The sequence below is a fragment of the Veronia nyctiphanis genome, from assembly GCF_004116385.1.
In the GTDB taxonomy this organism is placed as follows: Bacteria; Pseudomonadota; Gammaproteobacteria; order Enterobacterales; family Vibrionaceae; genus Veronia; species Veronia nyctiphanis.
On the sequence record NZ_PEIB01000053.1, the window covers coordinates 1 to 21,292 of the forward strand.

Annotated in this window: 8 protein-coding genes and 1 pseudogene; 2 read left to right on the forward strand and 7 right to left on the reverse strand. The window is 47.5% G+C overall.

All coding sequences use genetic code 11. The annotated features are described in order from the left end of the window. Nucleotides 1-638 (reverse strand): phosphopantetheine-binding protein (locus tag CS022_RS23525; protein ID WP_145964537.1); only part of this gene is annotated, 638 nt, incomplete at its 3' end. 768 nt (nt 639-1,406) lie between these two features. On the opposite strand from CS022_RS23525, the gene CS022_RS23530 reads away from it, so the two are divergent. Continuing rightward, the gene (locus CS022_RS23530; RefSeq protein WP_129124311.1) at nt 1,407-3,554 is read left to right on the forward strand and encodes a tectonin domain-containing protein; all 2,148 of its coding nucleotides are present in this window, start codon (nt 1,407-1,409) and stop codon (nt 3,552-3,554) included. Nucleotides 3,555-3,700: 146 nt separating this feature from the next. Next, nucleotides 3,701-4,609 carry a formylglycine-generating enzyme family protein gene (locus CS022_RS23535; RefSeq protein ID WP_129124312.1) on the forward strand — a complete coding sequence of 303 codons (909 nt, stop codon included), beginning with the start codon at nt 3,701-3,703 and terminating at the stop codon, nt 4,607-4,609. Nucleotides 4,610-5,905: 1,296 nt separating this feature from the next. On the opposite strand, the gene CS022_RS23540 is transcribed toward CS022_RS23535, so the two are convergent. The 6 genes and pseudogenes from CS022_RS23540 to CS022_RS28355 form a co-directional block, all read right to left on the reverse strand. Further along, on the reverse strand, nt 5,906-6,715 hold the full coding sequence (locus tag CS022_RS23540; protein ID WP_129124313.1) for an HAD family hydrolase: 810 nt from the start codon (nt 6,713-6,715) through the stop codon (nt 5,906-5,908). 35 nt (nt 6,716-6,750) lie between these two features. Continuing rightward, entirely contained in the window at nt 6,751-13,386 is a 6,636-nt protein-coding gene (locus CS022_RS23545) for a non-ribosomal peptide synthetase (protein ID WP_129124314.1), read from the reverse strand. Further along, nucleotides 13,371-14,678 carry a condensation domain-containing protein gene (locus CS022_RS27570; protein WP_129124315.1) on the reverse strand — a complete coding sequence of 436 codons (1,308 nt, stop codon included), beginning with the start codon at nt 14,676-14,678 and terminating at the stop codon, nt 13,371-13,373. The genes CS022_RS23545 and CS022_RS27570 overlap by 16 nt, the downstream gene beginning before the upstream one ends. Continuing rightward, a complete protein-coding gene (locus CS022_RS23555; protein WP_129124316.1) occupies nt 14,627-15,832 on the reverse strand; it encodes an AMP-binding protein in 1,206 nt (401 codons plus the stop codon). The genes CS022_RS27570 and CS022_RS23555 overlap by 52 nt, the downstream gene beginning before the upstream one ends. Then, nucleotides 15,832-17,160, reverse strand: coding sequence for a condensation domain-containing protein (locus CS022_RS28350; RefSeq protein WP_408057299.1), 1,329 nt, complete (start codon nt 17,158-17,160; stop codon nt 15,832-15,834). Before CS022_RS28350 ends, CS022_RS23555 begins: the two co-directional genes overlap by 1 nt. A 32-nt stretch (nt 17,161-17,192) precedes the next feature. Beyond that, nucleotides 17,193-21,275, reverse strand: a pseudogene (locus CS022_RS28355) (AMP-binding protein). Nucleotides 21,276-21,292: the final 17 nt, after the last annotated feature.

Sequence of the window (21,292 nt, forward strand, 5' to 3'; positions counted from 1 at the left end):
CCGCCCAGTTGTTGGCTGTCTTGCTGTCCTACCCAGTAGGCGTATTGGATGTCATTGAGCGGAAAGTTTTCATCATGTCGAGAGGGATCATCGACAACACTAAATTCTTCGATCTCCGTTTTTTGGATCAGGCTCTGGCTCAGTTCACTAACGGTCGGTTGCTCAAACAACAACTGCAAGGACATCTCCTGCCCTAACCGCTCACGGATGAGGCTTTGTAGCTTCACCGCATCCACCGAACTGCCCCCAAGACGGAAGAAGTTGTCGTGGACGCCCACCTGCTCAAGCCCCAGCAATTCACCAAACAGCTGACATAACACCTCTTCTCTCAACGAGGTCGGTGCCACATACTCATCATTCTCCGACACCTGCGCCTCCGCCAACGTCGTCATGGCCTGACGGTCCAGTTTCCCGTTGGCGGTCAGAGGCAAGGTATCCAGAACGCAAACAAGATCCGGTACCATATAATAAGGCAATCGTTCGCCAACAAAATCTTTCACTCTCGTCGACGATGTACGTGTGTCGGTTGACCAATGCTGATCGAAGCCACATGGATTTATGAGCCATATCGTAGGCTTGCGGCCAGCTTCCAAAATGAATGAGGTAAGGTCGCGACTGTTACGAAAATTTGATGGCATTACATATGCTACTTGGGCGCTTTTCCGGTTTTATACTTTACATAAACTAATCATTTTTATCCCTTCAACGACAAAAATGACGCTAGACTTTGTGTAATTAGTACACATAAGCTGAGTCCATTTTGTGTCCATGATTTAAAGAAACTAGTGTTGTAGGGTCTATATGACTACAAATGGCATCATTAAATATTTCAATAATTTAAATGTGGTTAGCCTTTTTTAATCGTCCAGAGTTCACTCTTGAATGGGTCTTCCAAGCTGATGATCTTTGAGGAATTAGACATAGGGTTACTCATCCTGTGCTTGGAGCTTTAAAGAGTTCGGGTGTTTTTTCCGGTACTGAAGATACTTACAACGCAGCGACAGATGAAGGCACCCAAAAGATATCTTGTTAATACAATGGTAATGAAACAGCTATTTAGATAATTAATTTAAAACACATATATTGCACTAGATAGGAAATATCTTAAATTATCAAATCTATTTAATATATCTTTTTAATATATATTTTTAAAATGATTGTACTGATTTTCATATATTATATGCATTTGTTTTTCAGGATTGTTATTTTAATATTTTCATATTCCTATAAGGAAATTAAGATCAGAATTTCTTAATGTGTATCATAATTAAAAAATACTGTTACTAAAAATATATTTATTGTTGATAGATTTATCCATTGTACCTACTCTCTATACCGTATTATGGAAAATACAATTTTAATATATCGATTATCTTGATTTATACCGATTAGTCACAGGAGTGAGTATGCGTAATTGCAACGCAAAATTGAAATGCTTATCAACGTATCTAGCCTTGGTGATAAAAGCACTTATCACCGCGGTAATAATGTTGCCCTCTTCAGCACTATCTGCTTCTAAACCCAATATAGTTACTATTATTTTAGATGATGTCAGCGACTATCAATTTGGTTATCAAAGCGATTATTATGAGACACCGAACATCGATGAGTTGGCGGAAAATGGAATCATTTTTGAAAAAGCGTTAGCTTATCCCAAGTGCTCTCCAACTAGAAATGCATTACTAACCGGAAGAAACCCAGCACGTATTGGTGCAACTCAGGTCTTAAATCATACGCAAAAGCCCAATCCTGACCCAGAAAAACATTACGTCCCGTTAGCTGAACCCATATTGAGCTTCGCGTCTGAGAGTGATGCATCGATTGGGGCATCGATGAAAGAAATTGGCTATAAAACGGCATATGTAGGTAAATGGCATATAAACTTCGAAAAACCTACAGATGGCGGGAGTGGGTATGGATTCGACAAAGTGTTAAATCTCGCAGGTATAAAGCGTGATCCGGATAAAAACTGTCTCGAAGGAGAAACAGATGTACATAGAAATGAGGAGTTTACTGATGACGTCATATCGTGGTTAGACAGCTCTGATGGCAACGCCCCTTTTTTCGTGAACATAGCATATCATGCCATACATGGCCCTCATTGTGTTGATGATGAAGCTAATTTACAAAGGTTCATCAATAAAGGAATACAAAACGAGTTCTCACGACACAATGCCATGCAGGCGGGTATGTTATTCGAGGTCGACGAACAGATCGGTCGTGTGATCCAGAAAATCAAAGAGATGGGACAGTACGATAACACGACCTTTATCATCTACGGCGATAATGGTGCTTGGATAGCGGATGCAGAGCTCCGATTTGTCAGAGGTGAGAAGGGCTCCCTCTATCAAGGCGGGATACACGTTCCATTAGTTATCAGTGGTAAAACGGTTAAAGATCGAGGAAGACGAGCAACAAACTTGGTGATGCCAGAAGACCTCTTTGCTACTACTTTATCCATCGCTACCAAATCAGCCAACCCTCAGTTGCCAGCAGAATCTGATAGCGAAAGTGTTTGGCGAGTCTTACAAAATGAGGTAGGGCAGCTTCGCTCGCACGGCGTTATACATCAACCTCACTATAGCAAAAGAGCGCAAAACGGCCGTTGGAAAGGCGGAGTGACGCCTGGTACTGCTGTTATTAATCGAGTAGTGAAAAATTCAAATAAACAATGGAAGCTCATACGTAACTGGGAGCCCGAATTAGGCGGTACAGGTGGTACTTATGAGCTTTATGATCTCATCAGCGATCCACTCGAAAAGTACAATGTTGCCAGTCGCCACCCCAACGTTGTCAGTCAACTAAAAACAAAGCTACAGGAGTTCGAAAACGCTGGCAAATTTAACAAGCCATCCCAGAATAGTGCAATTTATGGGGATGTGGTAGGTGTTAACGACGCCGACTCCATTTATACAAAACCACAACATGGCCCATATGGAAGCAAAGCCTGGCCAAGGATTTCAGGGAAATTAAAGCATGTTTCGTCAGGTAAAGACTTTATCTGGGGGGTCAACAGTAATGACAATATTTTCATGTGTGCGAAGCCGTGTAAAGGTGATGGTTGGGTTAAAATACCGGGTAAACTCATGCAATTAGACGTTGGTGAAGAACGTATTTATGGTGTGAATAGTAACAATAATATCTACTGGCGTCCCGTGGACGGGAGTGGTGGTTGGACTCAAATTACCGGACAATTGAAACACGTATCAGTAGGCACAGATTGGGTTTGGGGTGTTAATTCGAATGATAATATTTACCAGTGTAAGCTCCCATGCAACGGCAGTTGGACACAAGTATCGGGTAAATTGTCACAATTAGACGTTGGCAAAACAGAAGTGTGGGGAGTCAACAAAGACGGTAACATCTACAAGCGACCAGCTGATGGAAGCGGTAGTAATTGGCAACAGATTAAGGGCTTATTAAAGCATGTCACTGTCGGTAAAGATTATATCTGGGGCGTGAACTCTGTTAGGAAAATATTTAAGTGCGTGCACCCTTGTGAAGGTAGCTGGATGTTGGAGTCTGGAAACCTCAAACAAATAGACGCTGAATAAGGTAGGGCTAGGTTGATACATTCAAAACATCAACCTAGCTTACCAAACACCAACCTCGAATAAAGAATAAATAATGACATCACTCCTCTCAAAGAAAGTCTTAATCATTTTCGCCTTATGTGTTTCTATTACGCTGACTTTTTTTTTTGGCCTCAGAACATGTCGACGCAACCAAAAATACGTGTATAACATTTCCAATTATTTACCCAGATAGCAATAATGACCTAGTCTTTGTGAGCGGGGGATACTTCGGAATCGGCTCAAACGAAGGTTATCCTGAGGAAACACCAGTAAGACAGAAAAAAGTCAATGACTTCTACATTAGCAATCATGAAGTGACAAATGGCGATTTTCTCGCATTTGTGGAGGCCACAGGTTACGTTACGCAGGCGGAGAAAGGCGCAATAATTGAAACTGGACAAACTTCATCCCTTGAAACAGGTGCAGCAGTATTTCAAACACCTACCAATGGCGGAACCGGCTGGAGCCTTGCTGAAAATGCAGACTGGAGAGCGCCCAATGGTGACGGAAGAGTGCCTGACGATTGGCTTAGGTTGCCTGTTGTCAACATCGCCTTCGAAGATGCAAAAAACTACGCTTTATGGCTAGGAAGAGATTTACCCACTGAAGCTGAATGGGAATACGCCGCTAAGAAAGCGAAGGTGAATGACAGCCACCTTGGCGATCGAGCGCCTGTCTCATCTGCGAACATCTGGCAAGGGCTGTTTCCTGTCGTTGATTCAGGCAGAGATGGACACAAAGGACTCGCAAAGGTTGGGTGTTATCCGGCAGACGAACTCGGGCTTTATGACATGATAGGTAACGTGTGGGAATGGACACAAAGTTCTTATTTTCCTCGCCATGACACCGTCCCCAATCCTCGTTCAGGATTTGACCCCGCTCAACCGGGTGTTGCGGTAAAAACCATCAAAGGAGGATCTTATCTTTGTGCTCGCAATTGGTGTCAGCGCTATCGTGCATCATCAAGGCACCCACAGGACATCACGCTTGGCACCAATCATATTGGTTTCAGAACGGTGAAAAGGACCCAATAAAAACCTTCAACTTTATTTAATAATCCATCCGCGCTTCAATCAAGAGCAAGCGTATTAAAAACGTTGTGGCTTGCTTTTTGGGCTTACTTTTCGTCGAATTATATTAGCTTTAAGTTTCAATTGGTTTTACTGTGACCTGCCCAAAAAACTCGTCTATACAGCACTAGGCCAAAAGCTTATTAGTTTTAATTATAGATTTCGGCTATCCAGTAATTACCCAAGCTAAATTTTTTTGTCCAAATTCGCGCCAGCTTGTCTGGCGCAAAGACAAAATGTGAAAACAAAACTTATGTTTACATGAGTGGTAATAGCGATAGGAAAAAGAATATTACCGAAAGGAAAAATGACAAAGACAAACTCAAGAATGGAAAAAGAGGAATATATCCCTTAGAACCGTTTAGGATTTCGTGTTTCGAAAAAGGCCGAAACAATTTAACCCAGATATCCTGATAATCATCGAAGGCTCCCGTGCAGAGGAAAACTAATAGAACAGTTGCAAGTAACATAATTGTTCTTATCAAGTAATCATCAATCATACCGTAAATGACGGGCGATAAAGCAATAACGATTGTACATAGTGAATACTCATAAAAACTAAGTAACATCGAAGTTAGTTTCGAAAACACATGCTTTTTCATAACCACCCTTTCCATTGAGATATGTTCAGCACCCTATATAGATGTTTTTCAGTGACTTCCGAAAAAGTCCTCTAAGTTGTCCGTACGGCAGTCAACGATCTGTTAGCTCCTTATAGCGATACTGAATCTGTAATAGTGGTGAATTGTACACCTAAATAGACACTTTAGTTTTTGTCACCAAAATGTGACCATTCTTGGTACGAAATGGTCGATTTAGTCGAAAAAAGAAGTCCTGAATGAATAGTTGAATCTTCACAGCACCCTTAATCACTGATTATTTGCGTATTTATTGGGTTCTTAGTCAAGTAAGTAAACATAGCGACCTCTGTCTTGACATGGTGGGGGTCGGTGGTTCGATTCTCCCTCACAGCTTCCACCTGCTTTTATATATGAGTTTCCATATATCTAGGCTGACTACTACCTAGAATCGGCATTAATATAAATACAATTGAAAATGATTCGTTTTGATTCTGAAACCCAAGGACTATCGGATAGATATGTTCTACGTATATGCTGCACGCTACATCAATTTGTAATTATGAGTCTTCTTAACAGTCGTAACAAAATGAATACCAAACTACACGTCTTTCATCCTCCTCGATATCCACTCTTAAAGTACTCACAATATAGGCTTTTACGATAAACGCTTAGTGAGAAATTACCACGCTCTCTCTCGTTGGAATACCTTCTCCAAATATAGGGCTACACCATCTTCATTATTGGTAACGGTGACGGGGTTGTCTGGGAGTGCGTTTTTTAGCGCGCTCATGCTGTTTGCCATTAATACGCCTTCTCCACATGCTTTTAGCATATCGAGGTCATTCATTGCATCGCCAAAACCAATCGTATTTTTCATGCTGATCCCGAGCCCTCGTAAATACAAGCTTAAGGTTCTGGCTTTGCTTATCCCGACACTCGTAATATCCACAGTATGATTACTCGACTGGCATACCTCGAGAGAACGACCAAACTCAGTCGATAATTGCTCACATAATGTTTTTGCTTTTTCTTCCGTTGTTTGTAAAAGAATTTTCAAAGACGGTACATGGACAATGTCTTGCTCACTAAGGTAATCAACAGGTAGACCAGAGGCCTGAATATAATCTGCAAAAAAGTCGTTCTGTTTGACCATGTGCCATCCTTCTGCCGAAAAGAATGTGTGGTGAACATCAGGTGCTAATGTCACAGAAAAAACTCTCTGAGCAAGTGAAAGGGGTATGGTATGCAACAACTCTGCATTAGCATGATAAGAGGCTTTGACCATAGCCCCATTGGATGACAATATCGTTGGTTCAAACGGCAACCCAGAGAGTACTTGCCTTGCATCCTGATCGGTTCGACCCGTGGCAACGATCACTTCAACCCCCTCATCAACCAATGCTTTTAGGCAATAGGTCGACCGTTTACTGACTTTTCCTTTTTGGTTCAACAATGTCCCATCCAAATCAATAACTACTGCTCTAAACACTTATTCCTCCTTGCAACAATTTCAAACAACATGCTTTAAGTACGCATAAGAATATCGACAACCTTTGTTTCAACAGAAGATACGACGGCCATCGTGATAGCTTTAAATCGGGATAACAACTCTTGCAGCGTGTCTTCGCGCAATTCACGCGCATCATAAAAGAGATTGAGTTTATAACTGTCTGCCAGGGGTAAAATACAGAAAACCGTCTGGTGGTTACTGCCACTGACTGTCATCACAGGTTCGACGGAAAAAGGTAATGCGCGACTGACCTCGGCCTCTGGCATATTTTCAAACACAAACAAACTGCCAAAGGGAGATGTGGGAACCCAGTTTTCGTCGTAGTGATTGAGTTCCTGAAACGCAAATTGTTGTCTGTCTGGTTGAGTGGTTTGTATCTCATGCAGTAATTCAGCGGCAGATTTTTCCCGTATTTGTGTTGCTCTCAGAACAGGACTGGCCACGAAAAGCCCAAACAAGGATTCAACGTTTTCAATTTCTCCCGGACGATCTGTCATGGTTGTACCAATGACCGCATCATCAACCCCCATTTTTTCTGCCAAGGTCGTTATCCAAGCCAGTTGCATCAATTGATTCACTGTGAACTTTTGGGTTTCTGTGAATTGGCGAATCTGTGTTGTCTCTTCCTGAGTAAATAGATCGTAGACACCCCGCATACGGGTCTCTTTTTGTAGCGAAATCTCGGGAACCTCTTCTTTCGCTAGTCGTTGATTCATCGGTGCACCTTTCAAGTAATTGCTCCAGAATTCGGACGAAGAGGATTTATCAAAGGTTCTTTGCAGATAACAGGTGAAGGGTTCAAAACTACTTTTAACTGGAGAAGGTGCACAGCCTTTGATTAACGTGAAGTAGGTTTCCATCACGTCACCAAGGAGGATATTTAATGACCAACCATCAAAAAGAACATGGTTGAACGTGAACACCTGATACCAAGAGTTTTCCTCAGTTTGAATTAACCGCAAACGAAACATTGGCGGTTTGCTTTCTGAGAAAGGCGTCGTACGGTCCTTTAAAACCACGTTCAACAGAGTTGCTTGTAAGTCGTTAGTATTGAGCCTTTTTTCGCGCCAATCGTCTACCGTCACCGGTAAGTCTACATTTGCAAAAACAACCTGATTCAGTTCACCCAGCATGTCTCTGTCAGTGAAGCCAGCACGAAGTACATCATATTTGTCTACGCAGACCTGCCAACTCTGCATGTAAGTCGATATCTCGATTTCACCGGAGATTTTGGTGATAAATTGGTCAATTTGAAAATCGGGGTCAACACGATTGAAATAGAGTATTTCTCGTTGAACGCCTGTTGCTAAATAGACATTATCGATAGCATTTTCTTTCTGTAGCTTATCCAGCTCCGCAAAGCTTATCTGGGCATTAGGGAAGTCTGATGGTGTAAAGTGACTCTTTAATGCTAAATCAGCCCGTACCGTCTTCAATTGTTCAATTTCCAGGGTGATTTCGCCGAGGATTGATTCGAAGGTTTCTTGCAGAGCCAGGGCTTTTTCCGGCTCAAGCATTGACGAAAAATTAAGGATGAGCTTCTCGTTTTCTTCCCAACAATCGAGACTTGCCAGATACCAAGGTGAATACCCTTCGGTGCTTTCGACATCCCAAATTGCAGGTTTCACAGACCATACTTCGTCTTTTTTTCTACTCATTGAGCCAAGAAAGTTAAAGCTAAATTCAGGCATCCATCTTTTCGGCACCTTCGATGCCATCAATGCACCAAAACCAATGCCTTTGTCAGGGATTTGCATGAGGGCATTTTTGTTAACGCGTAAGGTAGTGATCAGATCGACGCTGCGGGTGACTGTAAAAGGATACAGGTTGGTAAACCAGCCTACCGTGCGCTCTATCTGGCAATCTGGCGCAATATCGTAACGACCGTGCCCCTCAAGGTTTAGCTGAACATCGTCAGAGCCAGATGCGCGAGCAATCGCTTCTGCCCAAACAATCATGAGAAGGTCTGGCAATTTTATAGATAACGTTGAACAGACAGACTCTTTTATCTCCGAGAGAAGATCACGGCTGATAGATTGATTTTTAATTACTGGTATGTCGCCTCGCACTGAATTAAGCGCTGACGGGCAGCTTTGTGACAGGGTGGCTTCCCAAAGTGGCCGTTGATTTTCATTGTCACGGGCATAATTCACCAGGGACTCTTGCCATTGTCTATAACTGGTTCCTTTTTCTCCCAGTGGTTGTCCCTCCAGCAGCGTTTTCAGATCCTGCGCGATAATTCGCCAAGATACAGCGTCAATGGCTAAATGATGGCAGGAAACAAATAGTTCAGGTTGAGCGCCGTGTTCTCTTGGGTAGACAAACGCAAATCTATACAGCGGTCCTTGTGACAAAGAAATAGTATTGGTGATATCCCTGCAAATCCCTAAATCATCTTCGGGCCGAATGATCACCAATTCCACGTCATGGATTGTTTGGTCAGAGTAGGACTGAACAATTTCCCCATCCTGGAAACGATATTGAAACCGAAGTGCATCGTGATGATTGACCAATGCCACGAGGGCTGCCTGAAGTTGATTGATATCACTGTGTGGGAGTTTCACAAAGAATGCCTGATAAAAATTGTCAGGGTCAGACTTGTTCAACTCAAAAAACAGGGTCTGGATTGGCAAGAGATTGGCATCTCCCGTCAAGAGGCCCTGTTCAGACTTCATTTCTATTTGGTTGACATCGTCAGTGATATGTTTAGCCAGCGCCACAACGTTGGGATGATCGAACAGAGCTCTGTTTTGGATGGCATATCCTTCTCTGTGTATTGCATTGACAACTTGTATACTTAGGATCGAATCCCCGCCGATCGCGAAGAAATCATCGTCTATTCCAACTCTATCTATCCCAAGAACATCCTGCCAGATGTTACACAGCATCGACTGGAGTTCGGTTTCTGGAGCATGGTACTTTTCTGTATCTGTCCATTCCGGTGCAGGCAGTGCATCTCGGTCAAGTTTGCCATTTATCGTAAGCGGAACGCGGCCAATTGGGATCAGCAAAGAGGGGATCATATAATCTGGCAATTGGCGTCTTAGCGCTGCTCTCAGCGACGTTACGTCTACCTGCTCAGATTCGAGTACGACATATGCCACCAATGCCTTTATATTGTCTCGGACTATATCGACAACTACCGCTTGTTTCACACCTTCGCAAGCACTCAGAGTCGCTGAAATTTCACCCAATTCAACCCGGAAGCCACGGATTTTGATTTGCTGATCATTTCGCCCCATGAACTCAAGATTTCCATCAGGTAACCAACGAACCAAATCACCCGTTTTATACAGTCGGGTGTAGCCTTTTACGATATCTGATTCGTTCGCAAACGGGTTAGGAACGAACCGCTCTGCCGTCAATTCAGGGCGTTCAAGGTAGCCGCGAGCCAGCCCTGCCCCTCCAATGTAGAGTTCCCCTATTGCGCCTGCTGGTAGTAAATTTCGGTTATCATCGAGTACGTAGAGCTGTCGCGTATTTATTGCTCGACCTATTGGTACTGACAAACCAAAGGGTCTTGAACAATCAAACGTGGTGGTAAATGTTGTGCTTTCGGTCGGACCATATCCATTTAGAATCACTTCAGGCCTATTTGAGCGTGAGCCCAGTGATCGCATAATCTCCGGTGTTAACGCCTCGCCACCAACCAGAAGATAACGAAGAGATGAAAATAGTTCTGGATTAATACCGTACATGGTGTCGAACAGAGATCTTGTCATCCACAACACAGACACATCATGTTGTTTGAAGAGAATCTGCAGCGCATTGGCATTCAGATGTTCCGAGTCATTTGGAATAACCAGAGACGCTCCATTTAACAAAGGCCCCCATAATTCAAGAGTCGCGGCATCAAAACTCGGGGCAGAGAGCAAACAGAAAGTGTCACTCGGCGTAATATCAAGATAGTCATTGTTTACGACAAGGCTGACGACACTTCGTTGTTCAATCATCACACCTTTCGGTTGACCAGTCGTGCCCGAGGTATATATCACGTTAGCAAGATCAGAAGATTGGCGTCTCAGCAGCAGGTTCTCTTGATCTTCATTCTCCCACTCACTTCGCTCACTCAATAACACAGAAACAGACAACTCTTCATGTTTAGTCAACTGAACTAAATCGTCGTATCTCTGCTTGTCTGTCAGCACAATACTCGCTTGCGTATCCCTCAGGATATAGGCGGTTCGCTCATTAGGGTATTCGGTGGAAATAGGCACATAAGCCGCACCGGCTTTCACAACAGCAAGAATACTGACTACCATGTCAATACTGCGATCCAGATATACCGCAACGAGTGAATCCCGAGATATCTCTGAATTATTCTGCTGCTTGTAAAAAACTTGGCGAATCCGGTGTGCTAACTTGTTTGCATATTCATTGAGCTCAGCGTAATTAATAGAAAAATCATTGAAGATTAGCGCTGTCTGGTTAGGTGCATTTTGGACTCGCGCTTCGAAAAGCTCGGCAAGAGAACAGTCATGTGGATAAGGCATCTCCCCACCATTGGCCGTCTCCAAAAGTGCTTTTCGCTCATCCTCTGACAAGACCGAGACTGTCTCATGGTGTCGTTGAGGATCTTCATAAATAGTCGTGATTACACAACTTAACTGGTCAAGCAACCGTTGGGCGTCTTCTTCAGATAACCAATCTAGGCCATATTTCAACGTCATCACCAGATTGTCATCACGCTCGTAAACGATAAGCGCAAGCGGGTAATCAAGTTTTTCAACAGACTCACGGAAACTGAACGGCCAATCTCCATCCTCTCTCGGCATGGGATAGTTTTCAAACACCAACAGGCTATGAAAAAGGCGTTCTCCGTTTCGCTGCATGGATGACAAATCTACACCGCTGTGACTGTTGAGGTTGGCAATTTGTGTCTGAATTGACCGAAGGACTTCAGCAATAGATTGCCCGGGAAGCCAGTTCACACTGAGTGGCAATGTATTGATAAAAAGCCCAACACTGCTTTCTATGTCTTGTACAGGTAAGTCACGCCCTGAAACCGTGGTGCCCACCAATGTCTGGTCACTGCCTGTATAAATCTGAATTAACTTATGCCATGCGAACTGAACCGCTGCATTAAGGGTTACACCAATCGTTAAACATTGTTTTTTCAAATTCTTAGTGGACGCATCATCAAGCATTTTGCAAGAAGAAGCAGGGCGTTCTATCTCTTTAATTTGCCCGAGAGCAACAGGATGGCTCATCATCGGAGACAAATCATTGATGCCTTCCCAACCGTCCTTTTCTTTATGCCAAAACTTACTGAATTCTTCGCGTTTACTGTGACTGTATTGCTGTGCCAAACCATAAGCTAAATCTGTCTTCGCTTCTGGTTCATGCCCTGAGACTAACTGCTCGTAATACGCGTGGACTTGATTCCAGAGAATGGGTGCACTCCAGCCATCACTGACGCTGTGGTGCTCCGTTTTCATAACGGTAAAATGGTTGTCGTTATGCTTGATAACGGTAAAACGCACGAGTCCCGGACAAGTTAGATCAAAACCTACCTTCCGGTCAGCTTGTTGTAATTCAGAAATGCGTCTCTCTCTTTCCTCTTCGTCAACATCACTGAGGTCTAACAGAGTAAAACTCTCTTTTGTAATACCAGCTCCCTGAGAGATCACCTGTAGCAATTTGTCCTGCCAGTTAAATGCCATCCGTAATGATGGATAGGTGAGGGAAGCGAGATGCCATGCCTGCTGATAAGCAACTATATCGAGAGAATAGTGATAATCGACCAGTAACTGAACGCGATAGGCGTCATCATCTGGACGGGTAAGATGATGAGAGATAAACCCTTGTTGCAAACTATTTGCCGGATATATCGCATCAATATCAGGGTATATCGATTCAAGATGCGCTAACTGTGCCAAGTCGAGAATACTGCCACCATAGTCACTTGGTGTTTTACGACTGCCCTCCTTTGCCTGTTTGACAGCAGTCTCCAATATGTCATTCAACGCGTGCTGCAATGCAGTGGTAAATCGCTCTGATTGGTCTGTATCTAATTGACTTTGGACCTCAAATTGCAAAGTGTTTTGGTAGATAGCGCCATTGATATTAAGCAGCAGCTGACTTGAGTTAGCAGCACTGACTGTGTCGCCTATCGCATCGAAATTGAGCGTCCACGTTGCATTATCGTCTGAACCACTAAACTGCCCCAGATAGTTAAAACTGACCTGAGGCAAATGTCCGGTCAGGTTTTCAGACAGCGCACCAAAGCCAATTCCTTTGTTAGGAATTGTCCGTAATGCCTCTTTATTGGTAACAATGGTTTTAGCCATGTCTTCACCCACGGCTAAACGATGTGGGTACATCACGGTGAACCATCCAACAGTTCGGCTGACATTTAGCGTATCATCAAGCCCTTCCCGACCATGGCCTTCCAATAATATTGGTGGGATCTCACCATTAAAGGTCTCTGACAGCGCCAACGCCACAGCACTCAAAAGCAGGTCATCTATTCGGGTGTTGAATCCTTCATTAGCCTCCGCCAAAAGTGACTGGGTTTGCCTTTCACTCAATTGGACACGGTATCGAGTTAACGGGTGGAATGCATGGTCAGTAGATGTCGCCATTTTTGACTGCCAATACGCGGCTTCATCGGGATTATTCTCACCGTACATCGTCACAGCATCTGCCATTGACGATAGCTGCTGCCCTTGTCTAATAAACTCTGATCGGTCAGAAGCAGTCGCAAGTCATCAGCTAAAATACGCCATGAGACAGCGTCAATCACCAAATGATGAGCAGCAAAAAACAGTCTTGCCTCGCCATCTTCAAACCCTGTTAAGAAGCCAGCCTGCCAAAGCGGGCCTGACGCTAGATCAAAATGACTTTGCCAGTCGGTAAGCAGAGCATGAACCTCGGCTTCATCACGAAGAGCAATGTCGGATGCAAACAACTCAGGAAGTGTAAATTCTTCGATAGCCTGATAAACCTGAACACATCCGTTGTCGGTACGCATGAACGTTGCTCGCAACATATCATGTTGGGCTGCCAACGCACTCAAGGCCTTTTGTATCGCTTTTGTTGTTGTTTCAGCAGGAATACGAACCGTAAACGCCTGATTCCAGTGGTGTTCAGCCGTTAGTGCCTGATTAATGAACCAATGTTGAATCGGCAATAATCCAAACTCACCGGTCAATGAGCCCTGCTCTGTAAGAATATTGGTCTCTGATTTTGCCTGTTGAAGGTACTCGGCAAGCCTTTCGATGGTGGGATGATCAAATATTGCTTTCACATTGAGAATATATCCCAGTTCACGGAGGCGATTGACGACCTGAATACTGATAATTGAATCGCCACCCAGACGGAAGAAATCATCATCGATTCCTACTCGTTCAACGCCCAACATCGATTGCCAAACTTCACACAACTGCTGCTGAAGTTCGTTGCTCGGAGCACAATAGCTGTCCGCACCTATCCATTTCGGTGCTGGCAAGGCACGACGGTCCAGTTTGCCGTTAATGGTCAATGGCACTTCGTCAATACACATCAGTACAGACGGCACCATATAGTCAGGTAACTCAATAGACAGCGCCCGGCGAAGCGCCTCAATATCGATATCTGTCGTTGATACCACCACATAGCCCACCAGAGCCTTGCCCTGCTCTCGCTCAATATCAATCACTACCGCCTGTGATACACCATCAAGCTTGCTCAACGTATTGGCTATTTCACCCAGCTCAACCCGGTGACCCCGAATTTTCACTTGCTGGTCATTACGGCCCAGATATTCTAAGTTGCCATCTTGACGCCATCGCACGACATCGCCTGTTCTATACAAGCGGTGATAGCCTTTTTCACGATCAGACTCCGTCGCGAAGGGGTTGTCGATAAAGTATTCTTCGGTCAGTTCTGGACGATTCAAGTAACCAAGTGCTAAACCCGCGCCCCCGATATAAAGCTCACCTTGTGTTCCCAGTGGAACCACTGATGCATTGAATCCAACACATAAAGTTTGCGTGTGTTAATCGGACGCCCAATAGGAACCGAATCGCTATAGGATTCACTGAGGTCGAAAGTCGTTGTAAACGTTGTACTCTCTGTCGGCCCATAGCCATTAAGCACACATGGAGGGTGTGGAGTACTGCTCATCAGCTTACGCATTATAGAGGGAGTGAGCGCTTCCCCGCCCACTATCAGTACCCGTAAGTCCCGGAATAAATCAGGTTTGATTGAGAACATCGAATCAAATAATGTTCTTGTCATCCAAATGACAGAGACATTTTGGCTAGAAAAAAGCCCCGATAATCTATCAGGATCCAGCTTCCGTTCATCATCGGGGATCACAAGGCGAGCGCCATTGAGCAAAGGGGCCCAGACCTCGAAGGTAGCCGCATCAAAACTGGGGGATGACAAATGGCAGAAAACGTCTGAATTAAACACCTCGATAAAATTGGTATTGACCACCAGACTGACCACTCCCCGATGCGGAATGAGCACCCCTTTGGGTTTACCCGTAGTACCTGAGGTATAAATCACATAGGCCAAATCATCAGCACTTCGGGCCCGCTGCACATTTCCCACGGGCTGCTGACCGTGCACAGGATCGTCAGCAGAGATTACCGTCACAACCAAGGACTCGGCCTCAACCAATGATGCGATCGCGGCACTCTGAGGCGCATGGGTCAGCACAATAGATGATTGTGTATCTTCCAGAATAAAACGGGTTCTTTCACTGGGGTATTCAGGTGAGATCGGCGCGTAAGCTGCTCCTGCTTTCAGCACGGCAAGGATGCTCACCACCATCTCCAAACTGCGGTCCAGATACAAGGCAATCAGCGTATCCGCAGGCAGCGCGCAACCATGCTGGTTTTGATATGTCGCTAAAAGATGATGGGCCAGTTGATTGGCGCGGGTATTGAGTTCAGCATAAGTCAGTTGCTGGTCTTCGAACACCAAGGCAATCTTATCAGGCGCCCGAGCCACTTGTGCTTCAAACAGTTCTGACAGGGTCTTGTCCCGCGGATAATTGGTTTCAGTTGGATTGAAAGTGTGTAAAAGCGTATTCCGTTCGTCATTCGGAAGCATATCCAATGAAGATGCTAAAAGGTCGGTAATTGAATCTAAATTCTGAAAATCCATTACTCTTCTCCATTGTCAACGCGAGATTGGTTAGCGTCATGAGGTGACAGGTTGCCAATCAAGGCTTCCGCTAAGGTTTTTACGTAGGTGATAACCGAAGAAACGGGGACATCACTGTGTGTGATTGCAGACAAGGTGAAAGTGGCGTCAGGATCATCATCAACAATCACAGTAATTGGGAAATTATTGAATTCATCCTGCGCGCCAGAAAGAAGTTCAACGCCATGTTGCGACATTGCATTGGCGAACACCGTCTGGGAGGCCCCTTGTCGATAGTTGAATAATGCGGTGAAAAGAGGGGTTCCCTTTTCCACACCACTCAGTGCTTGTGCGTCTTTGAGAGAAAATCTGGAAAAATCACTCAAATGACCGAGTTCATCGGCCACATTCTTCACGAGTTGTGCCGGAGCGACATTTTCTAAATCAAGCATTAATGGAAGGGTATTGATCATTGGCCCAATGGTATCCACGGTTGAACTACCAACGACGCCTCTACCAGACAATACGGTGCCAAATACCACTTGATGTTGGTGAGTCAGTCTGGCGAGCATTAAACCAAATACTGTGTGGAAATAAGCAGCCGGAATGACACTATTTTCACGGCACCATGACCTGATGCGTTCAGTGATTTCTTGGCAAATTTGATAGGATTCATGGTGCAATTGATTCTTTTCAACATTGGAGACAACGACGTCGTAAGGCACAGTGCCGTGACTGACTGATCCCAATCGTTCTCGGAAATAAGTCTCCGCGCGCTGTTTATCAGTGTGTTCCTCCAACCAAACAACATCTCGAAACGGGATGACTTGATCCGGCAGTTCAATCTGACGCAAAAGCTGGAGAAGTTCTGACAGAAGAATATTTTGCCCGACGTAATCAATGATCACATGATGGCAAATCAGCTTGCCTCGAATCTTATTATCAACCGGATCATCAGAGACAAAAAGCTGAATCAGAGGGCCCTGAGCTAAGTCAGGGGCCAAAGACACCTGAGAGTTCAGGTTCTTCAGCTCTATCTCGTTCTGTTTCAACACCACCTGAACCTGTTCAAACAGATCCTCAAGCACAAACACCGTTCGTAAAACATCATGCCTTGCAACTAGCTGGTTCAACGCCGTTAAAAAGCGATCAAGTGACGCCTGACTGTTGAAGCTTAATGGTAATTCGAAAAGATAAGGATCCTCTTTAGCGGACAATTGATGTTGGAACACCAGACCTTTTTGCATAGCAGTTAACGGATAAATATCCGAAATATTGGCCAAACCGCCGGGAACGGTATCACAAACTTTGTCAATTTCACGCTGACTGAGACTGACCAAAGGCAGCAAGCTCGGTGTGATCTGTCGACAATTATCTGGAATTAAGTTAGTGGGTATATCATGTATCTTGGCGTCAATGAGCACTGCGTTAAGCTCAACAACAGACGGGTTTTCAAACAGCAACTGCAAGGACATCTCCTGCCCGAGTCGCTCACGGATGAGGCTTTGTAGCTTCACTGCATCCACCGAGCTGCCCCCAAGACGGAAGAAGTTATCGTGGACGCCCACCTGCTCAAGCCCCAGCAACTCACCAAACAGCTGACATAACGCCTCTTCTCTCAACGAGGTCGGTGCCACATACTCATCATTCTCCGACGCCTGCGCCTCCGCTAACGTCGTCAGGGCCTGACGGTCAAGTTTCCCGTTAGCCGTCAACGGCAGACTCTCCAGCACACAGACCACGTCCGGCACCATATAATCCGGCAAACGTTGCCCAACATATTCCTTCAACACCGTCACCGGCGCGCGGCTGTCCAGTCGCTCACCCTGCCAGCGTTCATAGGTCTCAGGCGTCACATATCCCCCCACCAAACAATGCAGGACGGGGGTGCCTGTCAGGGCACTCAAGCCAGCGGTGTCAGAGATCCCCGCCGGACACAGGCCAATGTCATAGTGTGCCGCTTGTTGCATCAGCTGTTGGCTCCAACGGCCCGCATCATGATGTGCCTCACCGCAGAGCACCAACACCACTTTGGCTTCTTCCCACAGGGTGCCCGGCAACGCTGATGATAACGCCTCACCGAATGCGCCCTCATCACCGTCATGCCAGATATGCAGTGACAGTCCTGCAGGCAACGCAGGCAGACAACGGGCCAACTCTCCGTCACTCAGGCTGTCTGGCAAGAACTGCCGCACACTCTGACGGTGCAGGAAAGCCGTACGTGTTGCCGTGGCAGCCGTCTCTGTCAGGCGGTAACTGCCAAGGTGCATCGGGGTATCACTCAAGGCGGGTAAGGTCGGCGTCCCGTCAGTGACTTTCGATAAACTCAGGCCATTGGCTTGCAACGCCCCCAACAACACTTCATGCAGGTAACCTGCCTCAAGGGCACAGAAGGTGTCGGATAAATCACCGTACAACGGTTTGATCGCCACCAGTTTGCCTATCAGGTGAAGCTGAATGCCCCGCAGCCCTTCGACGCGCTCACACAGGTCAAGCGTATGGTTCACCGGATGGTAGTAATACTGTCCTGCTGCCAGTCCTTCGACGGCTCCCTCTCCGATACTGAGGTAACACTGAACCGGATACAGGCTACCGGCTGACGGGTAGGCATATTTGGGTAAGGCCGCATCGGGTTGCGGTCGGGCTTGTATCCCCGAGAGGCTCAGGCCCAGTTGGGTCAGGGTCAGGGGTGCAGTCAAAGGAAAACACGCTTGCTCCGGCACACGGAGTAGCAAGGTGTCCGGGTCAGCCGCCGCCAGTGCGATGGTGTCTTTGCCCCAGTGCTCCAGTTGAGGCTGTGACAGTTTATACGCCGCTCGGGCCAGGGGGCTGAGACTGCCTGCGGCTTCAAGACTCCCGTTGTTGTCCCCCTCCGGGACAATAAAGCTGGCCAGCCGGGCCTGATTCCCCGTACCCAGCACCTGCGTCACCGCTTGCTGTACCTGTGGCAACGTCTCTATCACACTGCTGATCTCACCCAACTCTATCCGATGGCCACGCACCTTGACCTGACTGTCTGTCCGTCCTTCGAACACCATGTAACCTTGCGGGTGCATCCGACCCATGTCGCCCGTCCGGTACAACCGCTCACCACTGACAGGGTGAGTGATAAACTGTGCATCCGTCCGTGCCTTATCGGCCCAGTACCCGTCGGCCAGCCCTTCCCCACCGATGTAGATATCTCCCAGACTCCACGTCGGCTTCGGTTGTAACTGTCCGTCCAGTACATACATCTGTTGGTTCGCCAGCGGCATACCATAAGGAATACTGCTCCACCCCGCGTCCATCTCGGTCACCGGGTAGCTGATTGACCAAATCGCCGCTTCCGTTGCCCCGCCCAGACTGTGCAGCTCGGCGTTCGGGTGGTGTGCCGCCAACTGCGACGGCAGACTGAGCGGTATCCAATCCCCACTGAGCATCACCAGCCGTAATTCCACCCCCTCGACTGACCGGCCCTGTGACCAGTCCAGCCACATCTGCTGAAGCGCGGGCACGGTATTCCACAGTGTCACCCCGTGGGTTGCCATCTGCTCACACCAGTGGGCCGGGTCGCGTTGCCCGCATGGGGCGGGCAGCACCAGTCTGCCCCCGGCAGCCAGCACCCCGAAGATGTCCCACACGGACAGGTCAAAGTTAAGGGCAGACAAGCCCAGGACCGCATCCCGCTCTGTCACCCCGTAACGGCGGTTGATGTCCAGCACGGTGTTCGAGACCGCGCGGTGGTTCATCATCACCCTTTCGGGATGCCGGTGGAGCCTGAGGTGAAGATGACATATGCCAGGTCGTCCAGTTGCTGGCGGGGGCCATCCGTCCACGGCCTCACCTCGGTGTCATCGGACAGGGGGCGCACAACCAGCCAGGTTGGCCCGGCGGTCTCTATCCCCCGTCCGGTCAGACAACGCTGCGTCAGGGCAACACTGACCTTGCCGGACGTTAACAGTTGCTCCCGCCTTGCTGGCGGCTGGTCGGCGTCTATCGGCAGGTAGGCCGCACCGCTCATCAGCACCGCCAGAACGGCCACCACCTGCTCCCAGTCTTTTTGCATCACCACCCCCACCAGACTGTTCGGCGTCACGCCGTGTTCATCCAGTTGATGGGCTAAATAGGTCGCCTCTCTCACCAGCGCCCGGTAGGTCAATGTCCGCTCTCCACTGACCACGGCAATCGCTTCGGGACGCTGCTCGGCCTGTGCCAATATCGGCAGGTGCAGGTGCGTCACGGGCAGCGCGTGCTCGGTGCCGTTGTAGGCCGCCAGGTAGTCGGGCTGATAAGCGGGTAAGCGGGTGGCGGAGGTGGTCGCCAGATAACGTAAACTCGCTGTGAAGTGTTGGAACATTGCATCCAATACGCCCTCTGGGAACAGGGCATGCAGGGCGTCCCAGACCACGGTCAGGCCTTCCGGCCCTTCGCTCACCTGACAGTCCAACCACACCTGTGGGGTCTGGCTCTGGCTGTATAAGCTTTCACCTAAAAATGACAGGGGCTCACGGTAGCTGTCACCTAATCCGAGGGTACTGGTCAGCACCACGGGCATCAGCATGTCCGGCTCACTCCGGTGTTGACGCAGCTGGCGCAGCACGTCGACGCCGCTCACTGCCAGATGGCTCAGGTCACGGAAGAGCTGGTGTTGTATTGCCGGGCATAACACCGACAAGTCGTCACTGTCTGCCTGCACTTCCAGCAAGGTCAGGCTGGTGAAGTCGCCGATGATGTCCATCACGTCCGGGTGCCACGGCTGGCGATTGAACAGGGTCAGGTTCAGACTGAAATGCGCACTCGATGACCACAGTGCCAATGTCCGTGATAACACCCCGGCTATCACGACGGTCGGGGTCACGGACAAGCGCGCTGCGGTCGCTTGTATCGCCGACCACTCCGCGGGCGGCAAGACGGCGTCGTGGCGGCCAAAGTCGGTGTTCTCTACCTGTGAAGGCTGGGTGCGCAGCGGCAGTTGCGGCGCTGCTGGCAGGCTATCCAGTCTGGCTTGCCAGTAGGCTTCCGCGCGCTGGTACGCCGGGTGTGACCGGTAGGCTTTCTCGGCCAGCACGTAGTCACGGAAACTCAGGCTCAGGGGCGCTAACTCGGTCTCGGGATGCTGGTAGAGGGTTTTCATCTCGTTGACCAGCAGTATCAAGCTGGATGCATCCGCCGCCAGGGCGTTGTAGTAGATGAACAGGCGACGCCTACCTTCGGGCAGTCTCACCAGATGAAAGCGGATGAGGTGGTTGTCGGTGTCTCGCAGGCGGCGAAGGTCTCGACAGTGGGCCAGCGTCTCCTCACACACTGCGGCCTCGTCATGACGCAGGTCGAGAATAGGTAACGTGTACCCGTTGAACGGGGCTATCTGTTGTTCGCCATTGTCGTTGAACTGCACCCGTAACATCCCATGACGGGCATACAGGCGTGACAGCGTGGCGGCAAGACGCGCTTCGTCTATCTCGTCATTCAGCGCTAATTCGACCACCCCACCTGTGGCATTAC

Coding starts and splice junctions, on each gene's coding strand:
- CS022_RS23530 (WP_129124311.1), top strand. CDS start 1,407: ATGCGTAATTGCAACGCAAAATTGAAATGCTTATCAACGTATCTAGCC.
- CS022_RS23545 (WP_129124314.1), bottom strand. CDS start 13,386: ATGGCAGATGCTGTGACGATGTACGGTGAGAATAATCCCGATGAAGCC.
- CS022_RS23555 (WP_129124316.1), bottom strand. CDS start 15,832: ATGGATTTTCAGAATTTAGATTCAATTACCGACCTTTTAGCATCTTCA.